A 19,720-nucleotide genomic window follows, 5' to 3' on the forward strand; every position below is an offset into this window, starting at 1 on the left:
TTATTCGTTTATTACATCGTTATAAGAGACCGCTTTTTTGTCATCAATCTCTTCTTTAATTATTTTCTCTTCCTCAATTTTTTCAGCGGTGGTCTGCTCCGTAGTTTCAGGTGGATCATTATCACCTGTCAACATACCACCAAAGCTTTGAAAACCAATACCCATTAAGCCTGTGATTATAAAGGTAATTCCTAAACCACGCAGTGGCGGCGGAACATTGGAATATCTAATTTTCTCGCGAATGGCGGCAATCGCCAAAATCGCCAAAAACCATCCAATACCAGAACTAATGCCGTAGTTTAAGGCAAGCCCCAATGAAGGGATGTCCCTTGCCTGCATGAATAGGGACCCACCTAAAATAGCACAGTTTACTGCTATCAACGGCAAAAAGATACCTAAGGAGTTGTATAGGGATGGTGAGAACTTCTCGACCACGATTTCTACCAACTGCACCATCGTCGCGATAGTAGCAATAAACATAATGAAGGAAAGAAAACTCAGGTTATAATCCGCATATTCGGGACCCAACCATGCCAATGCCCCATCACGAAGCAAATATTGATCCAATAACCAGTTTAGGGGCACGGTTACCGCTAAAACAAATATAACGGCCGCCCCGAGCCCTACCGCAGTGGCTACTTTTTTAGAAACCGCTAAATAAGAACACATTCCTAAAAACACAGCAAATACCATGTTATCTATAAAAATGGACTTGAAAAATAATTCTATATGCTCTAACATAATCTTCTTCTATTTATGCTTCTTCAATTAATGCCCTATTTCTAGAACGCTGTACCCAAATGATGACCCCCACCACAATAAGTGCCGCAGGAGGTATAATCATAAATCCATTGTTCTCATAACCAATGGCATATAGGCCGGTCTTCGCAATTGGATCACCCAAAACCGGAATTCCAAACAAGGTTCCCGCGCCTAGAAGTTCCCTAAAGAATCCTACCATAACCAAAATTAAGCCGTATCCCAAGGCATTACCGACTCCATCTAAAAACGAGCGCCATACACCATTACCCAAGGCAAAGGCTTCAAACCTACCCATGATGATACAGTTGGTTATGATAAGACCAACGAATACCGACAGTGTTTTACTAAGTTCGTAAGCGAAAGCCTTTAAAACTTGATCTACCACAATTACCAGTGTGGCCACAACGATTAATTGCGCAATGATCCTGATTTTTGAGGGAATAAGGTTTCGCATTAGGGAGATGACCACGTTACCAACGCCCATCACAAAAATCACTGAGATGGACATCACCAATGAGGCTTTTAATTCGGCGGTAATCGCCAAGGCAGAACAAATACCCAATACCTGTATGGTAATAGGATTATTATCCGCTAGTGGGTCTAGAATTAGATTTGCATCTTTCTTTGATAGTAGTGCCATCTTAATTTGTTCTGATTGTTTCTAAATAAGGTTTGTAGGCTTTTAAGGTCTCCTTTATCATAGCGGTAACCCCATTTCCTGTAATCGTAGATCCCGCTATGGCATCCACTTCATTATCTTCTTTGTCGTTGTTCAAGGGGTCGTTATTGGTCTTTGAAACCGTTATACCAGAGTAACTACCATCATCCAGAAGGGACTCCCCAATAAAATCATCCATAAAGAACCGCAATTTGATATTCGCCCCTAAACCAGCTGTTTCACCCTTGTGATCAAAATACACTCCTTGAACGACCATGTTCTTGTCTACGGAGATATAACCCCAAATGGCATCCCAAAGACCTTTACCGTACATTGGAAGCACATAAATCTTCTCGCCATCTTTTTCACCAACAAATATGGGAAGTTTGGCCTCTTCACCTTTTTTGAAAGCGTCAATTTGCTTCTTGACGTCTAAAGAAAAGGCATCATCATCTTTTTTGATTTCACCATCGATCAGTACATATTGTTCCGTTATGTTTTCATTGAACTTTTCTTCGACGACATCCGTGGGAATGAAATTTACACCACTATCTGGGGTATTTTCATTTACCCCCATGGCGTAAAGAATATTCTGTTGTTTCTCAAATCGTTCGTTCTCTTTGATGCGTTCACTAAGTCCTGAGGCCAAAAAAGCCAGCAATGAACCCACTACGATAACCATGATAATCGCAAAAACGACCGTGTACCCGTTTTTATCCGTATTGATAGCCATATTTAAACAGTTTCTGCTTTAAGTTCTTCCGCTTTGCCATCTGAGGGCTTTGGAAAGATGGTTGCATTTTTCAATCGCTTCATTCTTTTTCGTACGTTACCCTGAACCACATAATGGTCAATGGTCGGCGCGAATACGTTCATTAAAAGTATCGCCAAGAAAACACCTTCTGGATACCCCGGATTGAAAACCCGTATCATGACTGATATGAAGCCTATTAAAAACCCATATACCCATTTTCCCTTATTGGTCTGCGAACCCGTTACCGGGTCTGTTGCCATATATACGATTCCGAATGCCAAGCCTCCAACGATAAGGTGTTTCCAAAAATCGAATTGCATTAATCCGTAAAACTTGCTGTAATCAGGAATCCAACCTGCATCCACAACGCCATTAAAAATCAGCCCCATGGCCAAAGAACCTAAGACCGCACTGACCATAATCCTCCAACTGGCTATTTTGGAAAAAATCAAAAACAACCCACCAAGCAGAATCAAAAAAGTTGATGTCTCCCCTACGGAACCAGGAATGAAGCCAAAGAACATGTCGGAAAGCGAATATGAAAATTCGCTCGCATTACCTTGGGCCAAATAACCCAAAATCGTTTCACCAGAGATGGCATCGGTCGAACCAGCTTGGGTCATCCCTTCTTTTGCGCCATGGACCCAGACCTTATCACCACTCATCCAAGTTGGGTATGCAAAGAATAAAAATGCGCGAATGGTCAGTGCAGGGTTCAAGATATTCATACCCGTACCGCCAAAAACCTCTTTACCGATGATTACCCCAAAAGCTACTGCTACGGCCAACATCCAAAGTGGGGTATCAACAGGTATTATCAAGGGTACCAACATACCCGTAACCAGGTAACCTTCTTCCACTTCATGCCCTTTGATGACCGCAAAGATAAATTCTATGAGCAAGCCTACCCCGTAAGAAACTATTACCAATGGCAATACGGTAATCGCGCCTAACCAAAAATTATCCCAAGTAATAAAATGCTCCATCACCGAAAAATCGGAAGGAAAACCATTTATGGCTGAATAGTGTTGGTAGCCTGCATTAAAAATACCGAACAACAAACACGGTACCAATGCCAAAATAACGGTATTCATGGTACGCTTTAAATCGTCTACTGCACGAACATGCCCACCTGAGTGGGTAGTTTCGTTTGGGGTATATAAAAATGTATGCAATGCATTGAATGCAGGTGCCATTTTTTTACCCTGATACTTTAGCTTTAACTGATGTAATTTTTCTTTCATGCCCATTTTTATCCGATTTCTTGATACATTAAGTCGAGTCCTTCCCTGATTATTTGTTGGTGGGGTTGTTTCGAAATACAAATGAATTCAGTCAATGAGAAATCTTCAGGAGCAACCTCATATAGACCGAGTTGTTCCATCTCATCCAAGTCTTTGACCATACATGCCTTTAAAAGCTGTAATGGATAGATATCCAAGGGAAAGACCTCTTCGTACTTACCGGTAACCACAAATGCACGATGTTCACCGTTGGTGTTGGTGTCTAGATCATATTTCTTGTTTTTGTTCAACCAAGAAAACGTAAGTGCCCTAGTAGACGAGATTTTATTGAAGACCGGTTTGTTCCATCCGAAAAACTCGTAATCATCCCCTTCAGGAATCGCCGTAACCGTGTTATTGTAGAATCCTAAGTGACCATCTGGCGCGGTCTTATGTCCGGTCAGCACATCACCGTTGATCAATCTAAATTTTTCATCATTGACCCCACTGGCGTACAAGAAGGTAGAGATCTCCGCACCGATTTTGGTAGTGTAATATTTTGGGGATTTCACCGCCGAACCTGCCAACGCAACGACCCGTTCCGCATTAAATTTACCGGTCAATAAAAATTCACCCATTATGACAAGGTCTTGGGGTGAGATGGTCCAAACCATTTCCCCTTTATTTATAGGATCGATTTTATTGATCTGCGTGCCGACCAAACCAGAAGGATGCGGACCTGAAACTTTATGCAAGGTCACTCCATTGATGGCGGTAAAAATAGAACTCGAAGTATCCCCTACCGACACATGGATCTTACCTGGGGTCAATTTACCCAATGCCGTTATAGCAGCTTGTAACTCCGCCTCTTTTCCCTTTAATGCATAGTCCACATTAGCAGCCAAAGGCGCTGTAGCATGTGCAGAGACGAATATGGCTTTGGGCGTGGCATCGGGATTTGCGATAATATCGTATGGCCGTTGCTTTATAAAAGGCCAACAACCCGATTGCAAAAGGGTCTTTCGAACCGTTTCGGCGTCGACGCTATCCAAATCCAATGTTTTTGAAACATGGAAACCTTGTTCTTTGTCCGCTAAAATCTTAATGGTCAGAATACGTCTTCTCGCGCCTCTTATAACCTCAACTATCTCTCCACTAACCGGAGAGACAAATTGCATTTCCTCGATGTTCTTGTTGTAAAAAATGGGTTCTCCCGCTTTAACCTCACTACCTTCTTTCAACAATAACTTAGGGGTTATTCCATGAAAATCATCAAGATTCAATGCGTATACATTACTCAAAACGGCTTTGGAGGTATTCTGTTCAGCAGCCCCGACAAGATTGATGTTCAACCCTTTCTTAATTCGGATGTCTTTGGACATATTAGTGTAGACCTTTTGTTAACAAAATTGGATGCAAATTTACTACTAAAACGCTAAAAAGTATAATAATTATCTAGAAATTTGGGATTATAACGAGCTTCGTTTGTTAGGCATACTTTTTGTTTACCTTTACCCCAAAACTTGGTCGTAAATGCGTTTTTTACTTAAACATTTTCCATACTTGTTAACATCATTCTGTGTTTTTGGGCAAGTTCAGGAAGAAATCAATCCCCCACCAAATATCAAGACCATCATTTTCAAAGGTCCTACCGAAGATCAATTTCCGGTTATCAAGCTGGGCGAGACCATGTATTTGGAATTTGATGACCTAACTGCCAGTGAGCAGGATTATTACTACAAGATCATACATTGTGATTACGATTGGACACCCTCGCAATTATTAAAATCACAATATATTGTCGGCATGGACAATCAACGGATCATAGATTATGAAAATAGCTACAACACCCTACAACCCTATTCCAATTATCGTTTGACGATACCGAATAACGAGGTGCAACTCAAAGTCACCGGAAATTACGTACTTGAGATCTACAATACCTATCAAGAGCTGCAATTCACAAGGCGCTTTGTAGTTTATAAAGATTTGGTAACCGTCGGAGGCGTGGTAAGACGTTCAAGGGATTTTGAGTTTTTAAATGAAAAACAGGTAGTTCAATTTACCGTCAATACTGCTGGTTTTCCTGTGGTAAATCCTAAAAAAGAGGTGAAAGTGGCGGTAATTCAAAATCACTATTGGCCAACCGCCCTGTATAATGTAAAACCACAATTCACCGTGGGTAATGAGTTGGTCTACAGATATGATAAGGAAACCAGTTTTTATGGAGGTAATGAATTTCTGAATTTTGACACCAAAGATTTAAGGACCCCGACTTTCGCAATATCAAGTATTGATTTTAAAGAAGTGTATCATCATTATTTGTTTCCCAATGAATTTAGAAATGAAAAACCCTACACATTTTTTCCTGATATCAACGGGGATTTTGTAGTACGAACGTTGCAAGGTGAAGACATATCGAGGGAGGCAGAATATACCAAGGTTCATTTTTTCTTGCCTTATGACCCCAAATTAGGCTTGGACCAAGTCTATGTCTATGGCAAGTTCAACAACTATGATTTGAGTGAGGAAAACCTGATGACGTATAATCCAGACACCGGAAATCTCGAGCTTACCTACCCCATCAAGCAAGGTTTTTACAATTACAAATACGTGGTAGAGCGCGAAGATGGCACTTTAGAGCGCAATGCCATCAGTGGGGACTTTCATTTCACGGAAAACAATTATTTAATTTTGATTTATTACCGTGACTTTGGCGAGTTCTTTGACGGTATTATCGGGATTGGATCAGTAAATTCAGAAACAATCAGTAATTAACCACAGGTATTGCCCATGGATAACTTGGCCGAGAAGGAAAAGGAATCGAAATCCATAATATCAAAAGGACGCTACGAACTCAAATTTCGAGGGACCGAATGCCTGAATTGCGGTCATGTTTTAGATGTGAGTGACAAGTATTGCCCCAACTGCTCTCAAGCCAACAGCACCAAAAAACTGGTGCTCAAAGACTTTTTTGACGAGTTTTTCTCGAGTTTGGTCAACTATGACTCAAAACTCTTGAAAACGCTCTATACCATGTTGGTAAAACCCGGCACCATTACCAAAGACTATATCAATGGTAAGCGCGTCTCTTACACCAACCCGTTTCGGTTTCTGCTCAGTTTAGCCTTTCTTTACTTTCTTATGGCCACTTATAATAATAGTGTTTCATCAAATCTTGATAATCTCAAACTCAATGAAAGGATGAGACAGACCGGGCCTTTCTCATTTACGATCGATACCAATGATTCGATTTCAGGAAATACCGATAGTATTCAACGCACAGATCCCTTGAACGTCGCTTTTCGTGGACTCGATTCCCTTCAGAACATTGACCCCGAAATACGGAAAGGTATGAAAGGGCTGGACTCTTTGGAGTATTTTATGAAAGAAGGTATTCGAAAGAAACAAAAGGCCGATTCACTACTATTGGCAAATCCGAAAGCATACATCACCCAACTCAAGCAATCTGGGGAGGATACCTTTTTTGCCAAAATGGAATTCTTCTGGAAAATGCTACAGCGGGACTCCATTGCCACTTTTGAAGAAGCCCGGGAAAAATACGCAGTTGATGATAACTGGGGCACCAAAATGGCTTTTAATGGATCAAAAAGCTCGTTAAAGGCATTGGCACAACCAGGCACATGGTTGAATGACACCTTGGCAAAGCTACCCTTTGTGATTTTCTTCTTTCTACCCATCTTCACCATTTTTCTTTATGTGGTATACATCCGTAAAAAATACACCTATACCGATCATTTGATCTTTAGTTTCCATACCCAATCGTTATTATTTATCTTGCTCATCCTTAGCCTGATGATTGACACATTGTTCGGCTGGGAGACCACGGGGATTTTTGGAACCATATTTTCGATATACCTGTTTCAGGCAATGCGAAAGTTTTACGGCCAAGGTCTTTTTAAAACGATTGTTAAATATTTGTTCTTGAACTCAGTTTTTGCTTTTTTAGCGATTATAACGATAATCTTACTGTTTACAGGAAGCGTTTTTACCTATTGAATATGATAACTCAAGTCACTAAAGGAATCAAGGTATCGGTACAGACCAGTTTTGAGGGCACCTTCTTTAAAAACTATAAAATGCACTATGCATTCGGCTATACGATTACCATTGAAAATCAAAGCAAGGAAACCGTTCAGTTGACTGCACGGCATTGGGATATTTTTGATTCCCTAAAAGAAATGGAAACCATTGATGGTGAGGGTGTCATAGGTAAAAAACCCGTTATACGGTCGGGCAAATCACATACCTACAGTTCTGGATGTTTATTGGCATCGCCGATCGGCGCAATGCGGGGTCATTATCGAATGGTGGATTTGGCTTCTACCGAAGAATTCGAAGTCGAGGTGCCTACCTTCAAATTTGCCGCTCCGTTTGCTATGAACTAAGCATTTTCATTTTATTCTCGATTTTGCTTTCACTACCTTTGCCGGAATTTAACACATAAAATATTCCGACATGGGCAAAGGTTTTTTTCAAGTTCCAACAGCGTTCAATGAACCTATCAAAAGTTACGCTCCTGGTACTCCAGAACGTGAGGCCGTACTCAAGCAATATAAAGCCTATTATAACGGTCAAGTAGAAGTGCCTTTATACATAGGTTCCGAAGAAATTAAAACCGGAAACACAAGACCAATGTCCCCTCCGCATGAACACCAACATGTGGTGGGTCAGTACCACACTGCCGAAAAGGGCCATATCGAAAAAGCCATTTCAAGCTGTTTGAGCTCAAGGGATGCTTGGGCAAACCTGACTTGGGAACAACGCGCAGCTATCTTTTTAAAAGCAGCAGAGCTTGTTGCCGGGCCTTACCGCGCCAAAATAAACGCTGCCACGATGATGGCACAATCTAAGACCATACACCAAGCTGAAATTGACGCGGCTTGTGAGTTTATTGATTTTCTACGCTTCAATGTAGAATATATGTCGAACATTTACGAAGAACAGCCTGATTCTGCCGAGGGAATTTGGAATCGTGTGGAGTATCGTCCGCTAGAAGGTTTTGTTTATGCCATAACCCCTTTTAACTTTACGGCCATTGCAGGTAACTTACCCGCAAGTGCCGCTATGATGGGCAATGTTGTCGTCTGGAAGCCTAGCGATAGTCAAGTCTATTCCGCAAAAGTCATTATGGATGTTTTTAAAGAAGCAGGGCTGCCCGATGGCGTCATCAATATGGTCATGGGTGACCCCATTATGATTACCGAGACCGTTTTGGCAAGTCCTGATTTTTCAGGAATCCACTTTACGGGATCCACACATGTATTTAAGGAATTGTGGAAACAAATCGGAACAAACATCCACAAATACAAGACCTATCCGAGAATCGTAGGGGAAACAGGGGGCAAGGATTTTATTATTGCACATCCAACGGCGAAACCTGCACAGGTGGCCACAGCTATTGTAAGGGGTGCTTTTGAGTTTCAAGGACAAAAATGTAGTGCCGCGTCTAGGGTATATCTACCAAAATCCACTGCTGATGAAATCTTAGGTCTGGTGAAAACGGATATCGAAAGTTTTAATAAACCGGGGTCACCTGAAGATATGGGCAACTTTATCACTGCTGTAATCCACGAAAGCTCTTTTGACAAACTGGTAAACTACATTGACCAGGCAAAGGCGGACAATAATGCGGAAATTTTTGCTGGGGGTGGTTATGACAAATCAAAAGGGTATTTTATTGAACCCACGGTAATCGTGACCAAAGACCCAAGCTATACCACGATGGAAACTGAACTTTTCGGACCTGTAGTAACCGTTTACGTTTATGAGGATAGTGCTTGGTCGAAAACTTTAGAACTCGTAGATGGTACTTCTGAATATGCATTAACGGGTGCGGTCCTTGCCCAAGATAGATACGCCATTGATGAGGCTACCAAAGCACTTCAAAACTGTGCCGGCAACTTTTACATTAACGACAAACCTACCGGTGCTGTCGTAGGGCAACAACCTTTTGGTGGTGCAAGGGCATCGGGCACCAACGACAAAGCGGGTTCCGCACAAAACTTATTACGTTGGGTATCCCCGCGTTTGATCAAAGAAACCTTTGTTACCCCTGAAGATTACCGTTATCCTTTTTTAGGCTAGACACATTTTGAATCGAAAATATAAACCGCCAAAGTAATTTGAGCGGTTTTTTTATTGAGATAGCTTTTGGTAGACGCCAAGATCCTAATGGTGCAACCAAAATCATAACATTACAGGCCGCAACCCTTTTTTAAATACCCATCTTAAATAAAAATACTCATCATGAAAAAACGAATCCTACTTTTTGCAACACTTTTGGTTGCTTTTACCTCTTGTTCAGAAAATGACGACAACACTGTCTTGATCGAAGAAATACCTTTAGGCACCAACCACAGGGTCAATTATTTTACCAGCATATGTGAGGGTCTTTTTACGCAAGAATGCTTACTTGTGCAAGAGGGTGACAGGTTAGGTTCTGATGACTGGAATTTCTTCTATTCAGAAATCGATGGATTTGAATTTGAACCCGGTTTTGTCTATAATCTCGAAGTGAACAGAACCACTATAGACAACCCACCGGCAGACGGTTCCTCTTTGAGATATGAACTTGTTCGCGTAATTTCCAAAGTAGCGGTGACCTGTAGTTTTGATAATGCTGTCGAAGATCTTGATTGGCTGCGCTTTGAAATCAATCAAAGGGAACTTAACCCCACGGAAGATATGAAGTATTGTTATATAGCCCAAGCTGAGATTCAAGATGAACCTGTTTTTCTATACTGGGACTGTAATCCGCTTGTAAATAAAGTTATTCTCGTTTACGACTGTGTCGGGAGTATTATAGGGTATTTGGGTAATGACAACATAAAATTTGAGGATTTGGAAAATATGAAAATTGTCTGGCAGCCCGACAACTTTGTTTGCCAACCAAATTTCTAGACCCCTCATACTTAAGTAGTTTTTGATTAAATTTATACCTCTTTTAATATACAACAACCTTAATCAAGATCACAATGAAGAAATTAACTGCATTATGCATGCTCATGACCGTCGTTTTGACGCATGCACAAGACAATTTAGCCCAAACTACCATTAAAGGTGTTCTAACGGGCAATCAGGCTCAGGTCGTACAATTGGCCGAAGCCTTTTCTGAAGATCAATACGACTGGCGACCATCAGAAGGGGTGAATTCAGTTGGCGAAGCACTTTTGCATGTTGCTGGGGCCAATTACTACCTTGCCATGAAAATGGGATTTCCCCCACCAGAGGATGTCGATATGATGGCTATCGGAAAAATCACCGGCAAGGATAATATTATTGCCGCTCTTAAAAAATCAAATGAATTCGTGCTAGGCACGATTATGAAGGTCGAAAATGAGGACTTGGATACGGAAGTTGATTTTGGCTTTGCCAAAATGAACAAAATGGGTGGACTTTTGGCCATGATGGAACATAATGGTGAGCATAAAGGACAACTTATTGCCTACGCACGTTCTAATGGGGTCGTACCACCATGGAGCAAATAAGTGATTCATTTTAAAGTATGGAAAAGGCGCTTTTTGCGCCTTTTTTACTTCTTAAATTTTTGGGGTAGGTACACTACTTTCTTGGTATCAAAAAAATCTTCTTCAAAATGATTTTTCAACTCGAATATTTGTGCCGTTTTATAATCTTTCAGCTCATCTGTCAAATCGCCGCCTTTTAGGTATAGAATTCCGTTTCTGCGCTCATGGGCAGAATCTTTCTTTATTTTTCCTCTTGTCCAGTGCACGAATGTTGGCATGGCGGCAACGGCCCTGCTCACGATAAAATCAAACTGGCCCCCTAGATCTTCGACACGCGTATGGTGCGCCGAAATATTATCCAATTGTAATCCGTCGATTACCTCTTGTACTACCTTGATTTTTTTACCGATGGCATCGACCAAAGTGAACTTGGTCTGCGGAAAAAGAATGGCTAAGGGTATGCCAGGGAAACCGCCCCCTGTACCAACATCCAAAATATGGGCACCTTCGTTGAATTGTTGAATTTTCGCAATCCCGAGGGAATGCAGAACGTGACGCAGATACAATTCATCGATATCTTTTCTAGAGACAACATTTATTTTTTGATTCCAATCCTGATAAAGTGACCCCAACCCCGAAAAATGCGCCCTTTGGTCTTCGTTGAGTGTCCTAAAATATTTAAAAATTATTTCAACATTCATTGACATTGCCTTATTTTGGATAAAAATAATGTTTTTAGACCCGTGTACCGGTTTTAAGTAAACCATAACTTATGCGGGAATTCAAATTAGTACCTTTGTATAAATTTTTTTTATGACTAAAGAGACCATTCGTTTTTCTAGAAAAGATTCAGCACAATTTTTTAGGACTCTAAATAAACGCGTCAATCAGTATTTCGCTGAAAATAAAATCAAAAAAACAGGTAATTGGAAGCTTCATTTAAAGACCATTATCATGTTTGCCTTGTTTTTGACCCCTTATTTCTTAATATTGACCTTGAACCTTCCTTTTTGGGCTTATGTACTGTTATCCATGTTAATGGGCGTCGGTATGGCCGGTGTTGGTATGAACGTTATGCATGATGGAAACCATGGCGCATACTCCAATAAAAAATGGGTCAATAAATTAATGGGAAGTAGTATTTATATTTTAGCGGGGAATGTATATAATTGGCAAGTGCAACATAATGTACTGCACCATACCTATACCAATATCCATGAACATGATGAGGATATGGAGGCAGGCCGTATCCTTCGCTTCTCAAAACATGCCGAGTGGAAGAAACACCATAAATTCCAACATTTTTACTCCATTTTTTTATATGGGTTACTTACGTTCAATTGGGCCATTACCACTGATTTTCAGCAAATGTATCGCTATATGAAACGAAAACTTTCTTATGGTAAACTACCTAGCCCTGTTATCAATTGGAGCACTTTGGTCGTCACAAAAGCATTGTATATCACTATTTGGATTGTGTTACCATTGGTGTTGGTCGATATTGCCTGGTGGCAAATATTACTTGGCTTTTTTATCATGCACTATGTGGCAGGGGTTATTTTGAGCGTCGTCTTTCAATTGGCGCACATTGTAGATGATGCCCAGACACCTTTACCTGATGCTACCGGCACCATGAAAAACACTTGGGCCATTCACCAATTATTCACAACGGTGAATTTTGGCACAAAAAATAGAATCGTAAATTGGTTCACAGGTGGTTTGAACCATCAAGTGGAACATCATATTTTTCCAAATATCAGTCACGTCCATTACACAAAAATCTCGAAAATTGTGAAACAAACGGCCAAGGAGTTCAATTTGCCCTACAATGAATATAAAACCACTAGAAAAGCCATAATTTCACATTTTCAACACTTAAAGGAATTGGGCAGGCAACCTGCATTACAGTATTAGAAATTTCAATTGAAAATGAGCAACCAACTATCGGATAGGATTAACAGTGTTACCCCTTCCGCAACCCTTGAAATGGCCGCTAAGGCACGGGAATTAAGAGCTTCAGGCAAAGATATCATTGGATTAAGCCTAGGTGAACCAGATTTTAAAGTACCGGATTATATTCGCGAAGCCGCCATACAGGCAGTAAATGATGGGTATAATTCATACACCCCGGTTGATGGGTATGGTGAGCTTAAAGAAGCCGTAATAACAAAATTCAAAAGGGATAACGGTTTAGACTATGAAGCCTCTCAAATTGTGGTTTCAACAGGAGCAAAACAAGCACTCTACAATGTCGCCCAAGTTTGTTTGAATAAAGGTGACGAGGTAATTCTACCCTGTCCGTATTGGGTGAGCTACAGCGATATAGTAAAACTGGCGGACGGTGTTCCGGTAGAGGTACCGACTTCCATTGAAACCGATTTCAAAATGACCGCCGAACAATTGGAAACGGCGATTACCCCAAAGACCAAAATGCTTTGGTACAGTTCGCCATGTAATCCGAGTGGTTCGATTTATAGTGAGAAAGAGTTGCGGGCATTGGCAGATGTTTTACAAAAACATACGCAGATTATCGTAGTCAGTGATGAAATCTATGAACATATCAATTATGGCGTAACGTCCCATGCCTCAATGGCGGCATTTGATGATATGTACGATAGAACGGTTACTGTTAATGGTGTTGCAAAAGCCTTCGCCATGACAGGATGGCGAATTGGCTTCATCGGAGGGCCAACTTACATTGCCAGGGCTTGCAACAAACTGCAGGGGCAAGTGACCAGTGGTGCCAATTGTATTGCACAACGCGCCGTCATAACCGCTTTGTTAGAGTCGCCCGATCGTGTTCGATATATGGTCGATGAGTTCAAAGAGCGGAGAAAATTAATTTTGGGTCTACTGAACGAAATCGATGGTTTTCAATGTAATGAGCCCGAGGGTGCTTTTTACGTGTTTCCAGATGTGTCCGCTTATTTTGGGAAGACATTAAACGGTGCCAAAATCAACAATGCCTCAGATTTTGCGATGTATATTCTTGAGCATGCGAATGTAGCTACGGTAACTGGTGACGCTTTTGGCAATCCGAAATGTATTCGAATTTCTTATGCCGCTTCACAAGAAGAGATTACAGAAGCCGTTTCGAGAATAAAATCGGTACTCTAGCAGAAGTGACCTACGTTTAAAACCAAGTGGAATTCAAGACGGCTTTATTGCTATTTGGCGGATTGTATAATCATTTCAGCTATTTCACCGTGTACCCAGGTTAAACTATTTCTATCCAACAGTTGAAAGTTTCCCCCATCGTCCCAAACTATTGTCAGCAAGCCCCTTGAAGTGGCCTCTTTCACATAGAACCCTGCATAGTCCAATCTATCGTCCTTAGCGTTATCAACAATACTGCCCCACTCGCCCAAAATCACGGCACGTTGTTCTTGTACCATCCATTTATCCCTTATTCTGTCAAATTCTTGCCGTAACTGGGTTTTATCGCTATCAGAACCCCATCGATCTTGGGCCAAGCCTGCAAAAGACCATGGAAAATAACTATGAAGCGAAATGATAATATTGGCATCATCATTGGGGATAACCAAATCATCCATGGCAATCAGTAAGGTACTAGCGGCGTACGTGGGAATCATCAAATGTCTTTTTTCATTATTGCCGCCCGTTGACCTTATAGCATCGACACCTGTCTTGTTCAGGGCATTCAAAACTTGTCTGCCTTCTTGGGTGCCACCAGACCATTCGTTGTCAGAACCAATGAGACGTGGTTCATTCAATATTTCGAATACTAAGGAGTCGCCATACGGTTTGAACTTTTCCGCGACTTGTGTCCATAAACTCCGCAACCGCTCTTTAGCCATTTCTTCATTGTCAAAGGTTGGTTTGGCCCATTCTTCATCATGATGTACGTTGATGATAACATGCATCTTGTTTTTTAAACCGTAGTTCACGACCTGTTGCACCCTGTTCAAATAAGCTTCTTCAATAATGTATGGTGCTATATCTTCTTGGTTAAATCGCCACGTTATTGGCACACGCAAGGTTTTAAAGCCAATTTCATGAACCGTTTTTATAATGTTTCCATTTGGTAACGGATTACCCCAATCGGTCTTATCTTTTGAAATTACATCAAAGCTATTTCCCAAATTCCAGCCTATCCCCATTTCGGCTACCAATTCAGAAGAGCTGATATCACGTATTGTACCCGAAAATGTTTCAGCGATTGGCTCGATATCCGGATTTTCTTTTTCTTCATCATTCGAAACAATTGCAATTTCGGTAGTACTAGATCCACATGACAACAAGCCAACTTGAAACAGTAACATACCCACCATAGTTATTATGCTTGAATACTTTTTCCCCATATTCCTTATATTAATTTCGCTGCCAATACGAACTACAGCTTAGATTGATTTCTTGGTACTCCCTAAATCCGTTTCCAGAAATAAGGGGTCATGATAATGAGTACGGTAAAAAGTTCCAATCTTCCCAAAAGCATTAAAAAGCCACACCACCATTTACCGAATGCGGGTAATTCACTAAAATTCACTACCGGATTTAAATCACCCAAAGCCGGCCCTACATTACCTAATGACGATGCCGCGCCCCCTATTGCAGATTCGAAATCAAGGCCCAAATACCCTAAAACCAATGCCCCTATTATGAACAAAAGCATGTATAAGACAAAAAAAGCGATGATGTTATAAACAATATGTTCGGTCACGGTCTTTTGGTTGTAGCGTACCGGAATTATTGCATTGGTATGCAGGGTTCTTTTAAACTCCAACAACCCATTTTTTATAATCAACAAATGGCGCATTACCTTTATACCCCCCGATGTGGAACCTGCACATCCCCCTAAAAACATCAAACCAAAAAAGAAAACAGTCAAAAAAGGGGTCCAATTGGTAAAATCGGCCGTAACAAAACCGGTGGTCGTGATAATTGCCAATACTTGAAATAGGCCATGCCTAAAGGCACTTTCAGCCTTTCCCAATACTTGTGGATAATAGTCAGAGACCGGCACGTCAGCTTGAAACCAAACGATTAGGGCCGCAATAATCGTAAAGCCGACTATAAAGAAAGAATAGACCCTAAATTCCTCATCCTTCAGAACACGCTGTATTTTACCGGTAAAGGCAAAATAACTCATTACAAAGTTGGTCCCTGCCAAAAACATAAAAACAATGATAATGTACTGAATGAGCGGTTCATTGTTCCAAAAAGCGACACTCGAATTTTTTGTTGAGAATCCACCAGTGGATAAGGTTGCCAAGGCATGATTTGCTGCATCAAAAAATGACATTCCGGCCAATTTCAGCAATACCGTTTCTGCCACGGTATAGCCTACATAAATCAGCCAAAGCCTTTTAGCCGTGTCGGTAATTCTTGGATGTAGCTTATCACCGCCCGGGCCGGGGGCTTCTGCTGCGAACAGCTGCATTCCACCGATTCCCAACAAGGGAAGGATTGCGATTGCCAAAACAATGATTCCCATGCCACCGATCCAATGGGTAAGGCTACGCCAAAACAAAATACCTTGAGGTAATGATTCTATATCGTTTAAAATAGATGCACCTGTCGTAGTATAACCCGATATCGTTTCAAAGAACGCATCCGTGACCGAAGGTATTGCCCCCGAAAAAATATAGGGTAAGACCCCTGACAGCGACATGATCAACCAACCAAAAGTGACTATGAGGTATCCCTCTTTTCGATTCACCTCTTTGCGATGACCCCTGGTATAAAACATTGCCATGACCCCGACGAGCAGGGTCACGATGGCGGCCATACTGATATCCATTGTAGCGCCATCTTTATAAAACCCACTTACAAATGCCGATAGAAGCATAAAAGCACCATTACAGAGCATTAAAAGCCCCATAATATGTATGATGATCCTGAAATTAAACCGCATTATAAGAAGAGCTTTTCTATTCTTGGTATTGCTTTAGGCAGACAACATACCACTACTTTATCACCTTGGGTTATCCTAAAATCACCTAAGGCTATTATGCCCTCACCATCCCTGATAACGCCGCCAATAATCGCCTCTCTTGGAAAATCAAGTTCTTTTATCAACTCGCCGTTTACAGCTGAGCTGGCTTTTACCTCAAACTCCAATATCTCGGCATTTAAATTGTTCAATCGCGTCAATGCCAAAACCTCACCCCTTCTGATGTACCTAAAAATATTATTTGCGGCCAACAGTTTTTTGTTGATAAGGGTATCGATACCTATGGATTGTGAAAGTTCGAAATAATCCATATTCTCAACGAGCGCAATGGTTTTCTTTATCTTCTTTGATTTTGCCACCAGACATGACATGATATTCGTTTCTGAATTCCCGGTAACGGCGATAAAAGCATCCATAGACTCAAGACTCTCTTCATCAAGTAACTCAACGTTACGGCCATCTCCATTGATCACCAAGGCATTGGGAAGGTTATCGGCAATATCAAATGATTTCTCTTTGCTCTTTTCTATCAATTTGACATTAAATCGATTTGCGCATAGGTCGCGTGCCGTTTTAAAACCGACCTTACTGCCCCCCAATATCATCACATTCTTTATTTGCTTTTTCTGAACACCAGTAAGTTTATGAAGTTCATCAACACCACCTGCCGATGTAATAAAATAGACTTGGTCGCCTTCTTTAAAAACGGTATCTCCACGAGGTATCAAGGTATATTGGGTACCCATTCGCTGCAATGCAATGGGCATAAAATGCAATTCTGGAAAGATATTCGCGGCTTCTTTCACCATTTTACCCACAAAAGGTGCTGACTTTGGCAAGAACATGCCAACCATGGTCAACAGTCCACCCTCAAACTCATAGGTGTCGTTAAATGCAGATTGGTGTAATAGCAATTGAATTTCCGTTGCAGCCAATTCTTCCGGTGAGATCAATTCATCGATACCGAGCTGTTCGAACTTGATCAGCTCTTTATTATCGATAAACTCGGTATTTGAAATTCTAGCAATGGTTTTTTTACTCCCCAATTGTTTCGCCAACAAGCACAAGGTCAAGTTAGTGGTTTCTGATGCCGTAACACCGATGACCAGATCTGAACTTTCGACATTGGCATCCTGAAGGACCTCCACACTTGTGGCATCACCTTTCAAAACCCTTATATCTAAATGATTGTCAGCATATGAAAGACTCTCTTTGTCGGTGTCGATCAGTGTTATCTCTTGGGCTTCATACGATAATAATTTAGCTAAATGAAAACCTACCTCACCCGCTCCTGCAATGATTATTTTCATTACCTAAAATATAATTTTAAACTAAAAATGTCTTCGGAAAGAATCTTTGGGCTTGTTTGCGCTTGGCCATATCCCATACTGCTACTTGTATTTATCGCGTAAAATTACATATTATTTTATTCTTAATGCCCAATGCCCTTTTTTGGCTTATCGTATCTTTGCGAAAAAATTGTTTGAATGTCTAAAAACGTAAGGCCCTACAAAGATTCTGAGCTTGGTAAAAAAGCACAGGTAACCAAAATGTTCGATACCATTTCAGGAAGTTATGACAAGCTCAACAGGGTCATCTCATTAGGCATTGATATTAAATGGCGTAATCGCGTGGTAAGGCTAATAGGTGCCTCAAAACCAGAATCCATCTTAGATATTGCAACAGGTACTGGAGATTTGGCAATAGCAATGGCAAATACCGGGGCCAAAAAAATCATAGGTCTTGATATCTCTACCGGAATGTTGGAGGTCGGCAAAAACAAGATCGTTCAAAAAAACCTTGACGATACGATTACCATGATCGTGGGTGATAGCGAGAACCTCCCTTTTGAAGATAATTCGTTTGATGCGATTACGGTTGCTTTTGGCGTTCGAAATTTTGAAAATCTCGAAAAAGGGCTAGCAGAAATTTATCGCGTTCTAAAACCTAAAGGTACTTTTGCCGTTCTGGAAACCTCGATACCCACCAAAACGCCTTTTAAACAAGGGTATCACCTCTATTCTAGATTCGTACTACCGGTGATAGGTAAATTGTTTTCCAAAGACCAATCTGCATATAGGTATCTATCAGAATCAGCCTCCGTATTCCCATATGGTGAACAGTTCAACAATATTTTGGCAAAAATCGGGTTTATAGCTTTAGAACATAGGCCCCAAACATTAGGGGTAGCGACAATATATGTAGCTTCAAAATAATTAAATGAAAAATGCCCTGTTTCTGATTGCCCTGGTTGTTTTGACCAGCAGCACTGCGTCGGCCCAGTTTAGAAAAGACCCCATTATCAATATTCAGAATGAGGATAAAAAGCTGATAAACTTCGGTTATTACCTTGGCTTTAATCAATATGACTTTCAATTTGAGTATCGGGAAGATGTCGGCGAAGATATTTTGGTCGATAAAAGTTTGGGATTCAATGTCGGGGTCTTGGGCGAGTTGCGATTCAATGAATTTTTAGACCTTAGATTTGAACCTGGACTTTTGTACACCTCTAGGTTATTAGGGTTTCCTGGGTTTGACAATGAAGTTGATGCCCTAAGGGAGGTTAGATCGACCTATATTCGATTCCCGTTGCTTTTAAAGGTCAGTACCAGACGTTTCAATAATATGAAACCCTTTATTATCGGTGGGGGCTATACGTCAATAAACCTCGGTGCAAACGAAGATAGTTTAGCAGACAATTTTAGTGGCGAGTTTAGAATGACGTCAAATGTATACGGCTACGAACTTGGTTTTGGTATTGACTTCTACACCGAATTTTTCAAATTTACCCCATCTATACGCGGTGTGTTCGCACTAACCGATGAATTAGTAAGGGATGAAGATCCCAATAGCCCATGGACTGGAAATATAGCAGCGATGAGGACCAGGGGCATTTTTATAAATTTCACGTTTGAGTAA

The 19,720-nt window shown here is 41.0% G+C and carries 19 protein-coding genes; 10 read left to right on the forward strand and 9 right to left on the reverse strand.

The window, feature by feature from the left end; all coding sequences use genetic code 11:
* The 5 genes from nqrE to AACM45_RS05755 are packed head-to-tail and all read right to left on the reverse strand — an operon-like array spanning nt 1 to nt 4,779.
* Nucleotides 1-741: an NADH:ubiquinone reductase (Na(+)-transporting) subunit E gene (gene nqrE, locus AACM45_RS05735; RefSeq protein ID WP_339141346.1), complete on the reverse strand. Its 741-nt coding sequence runs from the start codon at nt 739-741 to the stop codon at nt 1-3.
* Between the two features lie 13 nt (nt 742-754).
* Nucleotides 755-1,402, reverse strand: a complete 648-nt coding sequence (locus tag AACM45_RS05740) for an NADH:ubiquinone reductase (Na(+)-transporting) subunit D (RefSeq protein WP_339141347.1) — start codon at nt 1,400-1,402, stop codon at nt 755-757.
* Between the two features lies 1 nt (nt 1,403).
* Nucleotides 1,404-2,153, reverse strand: coding sequence for a Na(+)-translocating NADH-quinone reductase subunit C (locus AACM45_RS05745; RefSeq protein ID WP_339141349.1), 750 nt, complete (start codon nt 2,151-2,153; stop codon nt 1,404-1,406).
* 2 nt (nt 2,154-2,155) lie between these two features.
* A complete protein-coding gene (locus AACM45_RS05750; RefSeq protein ID WP_339141350.1) occupies nt 2,156-3,424 on the reverse strand; it encodes an NADH:ubiquinone reductase (Na(+)-transporting) subunit B in 1,269 nt (422 codons plus the stop codon).
* Nucleotides 3,425-3,426: 2 nt separating this feature from the next.
* Nucleotides 3,427-4,779, reverse strand: coding sequence for a Na(+)-translocating NADH-quinone reductase subunit A (locus AACM45_RS05755; RefSeq protein ID WP_339141351.1), 1,353 nt, complete (start codon nt 4,777-4,779; stop codon nt 3,427-3,429).
* Between the two features lie 151 nt (nt 4,780-4,930).
* Between AACM45_RS05755 and AACM45_RS05760 the strand changes: the two genes are divergently transcribed.
* The 6 genes from AACM45_RS05760 to AACM45_RS05785 all read left to right on the forward strand — a co-directional run bounded on the left by AACM45_RS05760 (nt 4,931) and on the right by AACM45_RS05785 (nt 10,908).
* Entirely contained in the window at nt 4,931-6,175 is a 1,245-nt protein-coding gene (locus tag AACM45_RS05760; RefSeq protein ID WP_339141352.1) for a type IX secretion system plug protein, read from the forward strand.
* Nucleotides 6,176-6,190: 15 nt separating this feature from the next.
* Nucleotides 6,191-7,417: a DUF3667 domain-containing protein gene (locus tag AACM45_RS05765; RefSeq protein ID WP_339141353.1), complete on the forward strand. Its 1,227-nt coding sequence runs from the start codon at nt 6,191-6,193 to the stop codon at nt 7,415-7,417.
* A gap of 2 nt (nt 7,418-7,419) precedes the next feature.
* The gene (gene apaG, locus AACM45_RS05770) at nt 7,420-7,806 is read left to right on the forward strand and encodes a Co2+/Mg2+ efflux protein ApaG (protein WP_339141354.1); all 387 of its coding nucleotides are present in this window, start codon (nt 7,420-7,422) and stop codon (nt 7,804-7,806) included.
* 70 nt (nt 7,807-7,876) lie between these two features.
* Entirely contained in the window at nt 7,877-9,505 is a 1,629-nt protein-coding gene (pruA, locus tag AACM45_RS05775) for an L-glutamate gamma-semialdehyde dehydrogenase (RefSeq protein ID WP_339141355.1), read from the forward strand.
* Between the two features lie 162 nt (nt 9,506-9,667).
* Entirely contained in the window at nt 9,668-10,321 is a 654-nt protein-coding gene (locus AACM45_RS05780) for a DUF4377 domain-containing protein (protein WP_339141356.1), read from the forward strand.
* Nucleotides 10,322-10,395: 74 nt separating this feature from the next.
* Complete coding sequence (locus AACM45_RS05785) at nt 10,396-10,908, forward strand: DinB family protein (protein WP_339141357.1); 513 nt, start codon at nt 10,396-10,398, stop codon at nt 10,906-10,908.
* Nucleotides 10,909-10,952: 44 nt separating this feature from the next.
* Here AACM45_RS05785 and rsmG read toward each other — a convergent pair whose 3' ends face one another.
* Entirely contained in the window at nt 10,953-11,588 is a 636-nt protein-coding gene (gene rsmG, locus AACM45_RS05790; protein WP_339141358.1) for a 16S rRNA (guanine(527)-N(7))-methyltransferase RsmG, read from the reverse strand.
* 112 nt (nt 11,589-11,700) lie between these two features.
* Here rsmG and AACM45_RS05795 point away from each other — a divergent pair, with 112 nt between their 5' ends.
* Together AACM45_RS05795 and AACM45_RS05800 are read left to right on the forward strand one after the other, a co-directional pair.
* Complete coding sequence (locus AACM45_RS05795) at nt 11,701-12,801, forward strand: fatty acid desaturase family protein (RefSeq protein ID WP_339141359.1); 1,101 nt, start codon at nt 11,701-11,703, stop codon at nt 12,799-12,801.
* A gap of 15 nt (nt 12,802-12,816) precedes the next feature.
* A complete protein-coding gene (locus tag AACM45_RS05800; RefSeq protein ID WP_339141360.1) occupies nt 12,817-14,004 on the forward strand; it encodes a pyridoxal phosphate-dependent aminotransferase in 1,188 nt (395 codons plus the stop codon).
* Nucleotides 14,005-14,054: 50 nt separating this feature from the next.
* Here the strand turns inward: AACM45_RS05800 and AACM45_RS05805 are convergent, their stop codons facing one another.
* The 3 genes from AACM45_RS05805 to trkA form a co-directional block, all read right to left on the reverse strand.
* Nucleotides 14,055-15,209, reverse strand: a complete 1,155-nt coding sequence (locus tag AACM45_RS05805; RefSeq protein ID WP_339141361.1) for a glycoside hydrolase family 5 protein — start codon at nt 15,207-15,209, stop codon at nt 14,055-14,057.
* 62 nt (nt 15,210-15,271) lie between these two features.
* Nucleotides 15,272-16,762, reverse strand: a complete 1,491-nt coding sequence (locus tag AACM45_RS05810; protein ID WP_339141362.1) for a TrkH family potassium uptake protein — start codon at nt 16,760-16,762, stop codon at nt 15,272-15,274.
* Nucleotides 16,762-18,111: a Trk system potassium transporter TrkA gene (trkA, locus tag AACM45_RS05815; RefSeq protein WP_339141363.1), complete on the reverse strand. Its 1,350-nt coding sequence runs from the start codon at nt 18,109-18,111 to the stop codon at nt 16,762-16,764. The genes AACM45_RS05810 and trkA overlap by 1 nt, the downstream gene beginning before the upstream one ends.
* 177 nt (nt 18,112-18,288) lie before the next feature.
* Here trkA and ubiE point away from each other — a divergent pair, with 177 nt between their 5' ends.
* On the forward strand, nt 18,289-19,017 hold the full coding sequence (ubiE, locus tag AACM45_RS05820; protein WP_339141364.1) for a bifunctional demethylmenaquinone methyltransferase/2-methoxy-6-polyprenyl-1,4-benzoquinol methylase UbiE: 729 nt from the start codon (nt 18,289-18,291) through the stop codon (nt 19,015-19,017).
* A 4-nt stretch (nt 19,018-19,021) separates the two neighbouring features.
* Nucleotides 19,022-19,720 carry a type IX secretion/gliding motility protein PorT/SprT gene (gene porT / locus AACM45_RS05825; protein ID WP_339141365.1) on the forward strand — a complete coding sequence of 233 codons (699 nt, stop codon included), beginning with the start codon at nt 19,022-19,024 and terminating at the stop codon, nt 19,718-19,720.

It is taken from the genome of Croceitalea sp. MTPC5 (genome assembly GCF_036985505.1).
GTDB lineage: Bacteria > Bacteroidota > Bacteroidia > Flavobacteriales > Flavobacteriaceae > Croceitalea.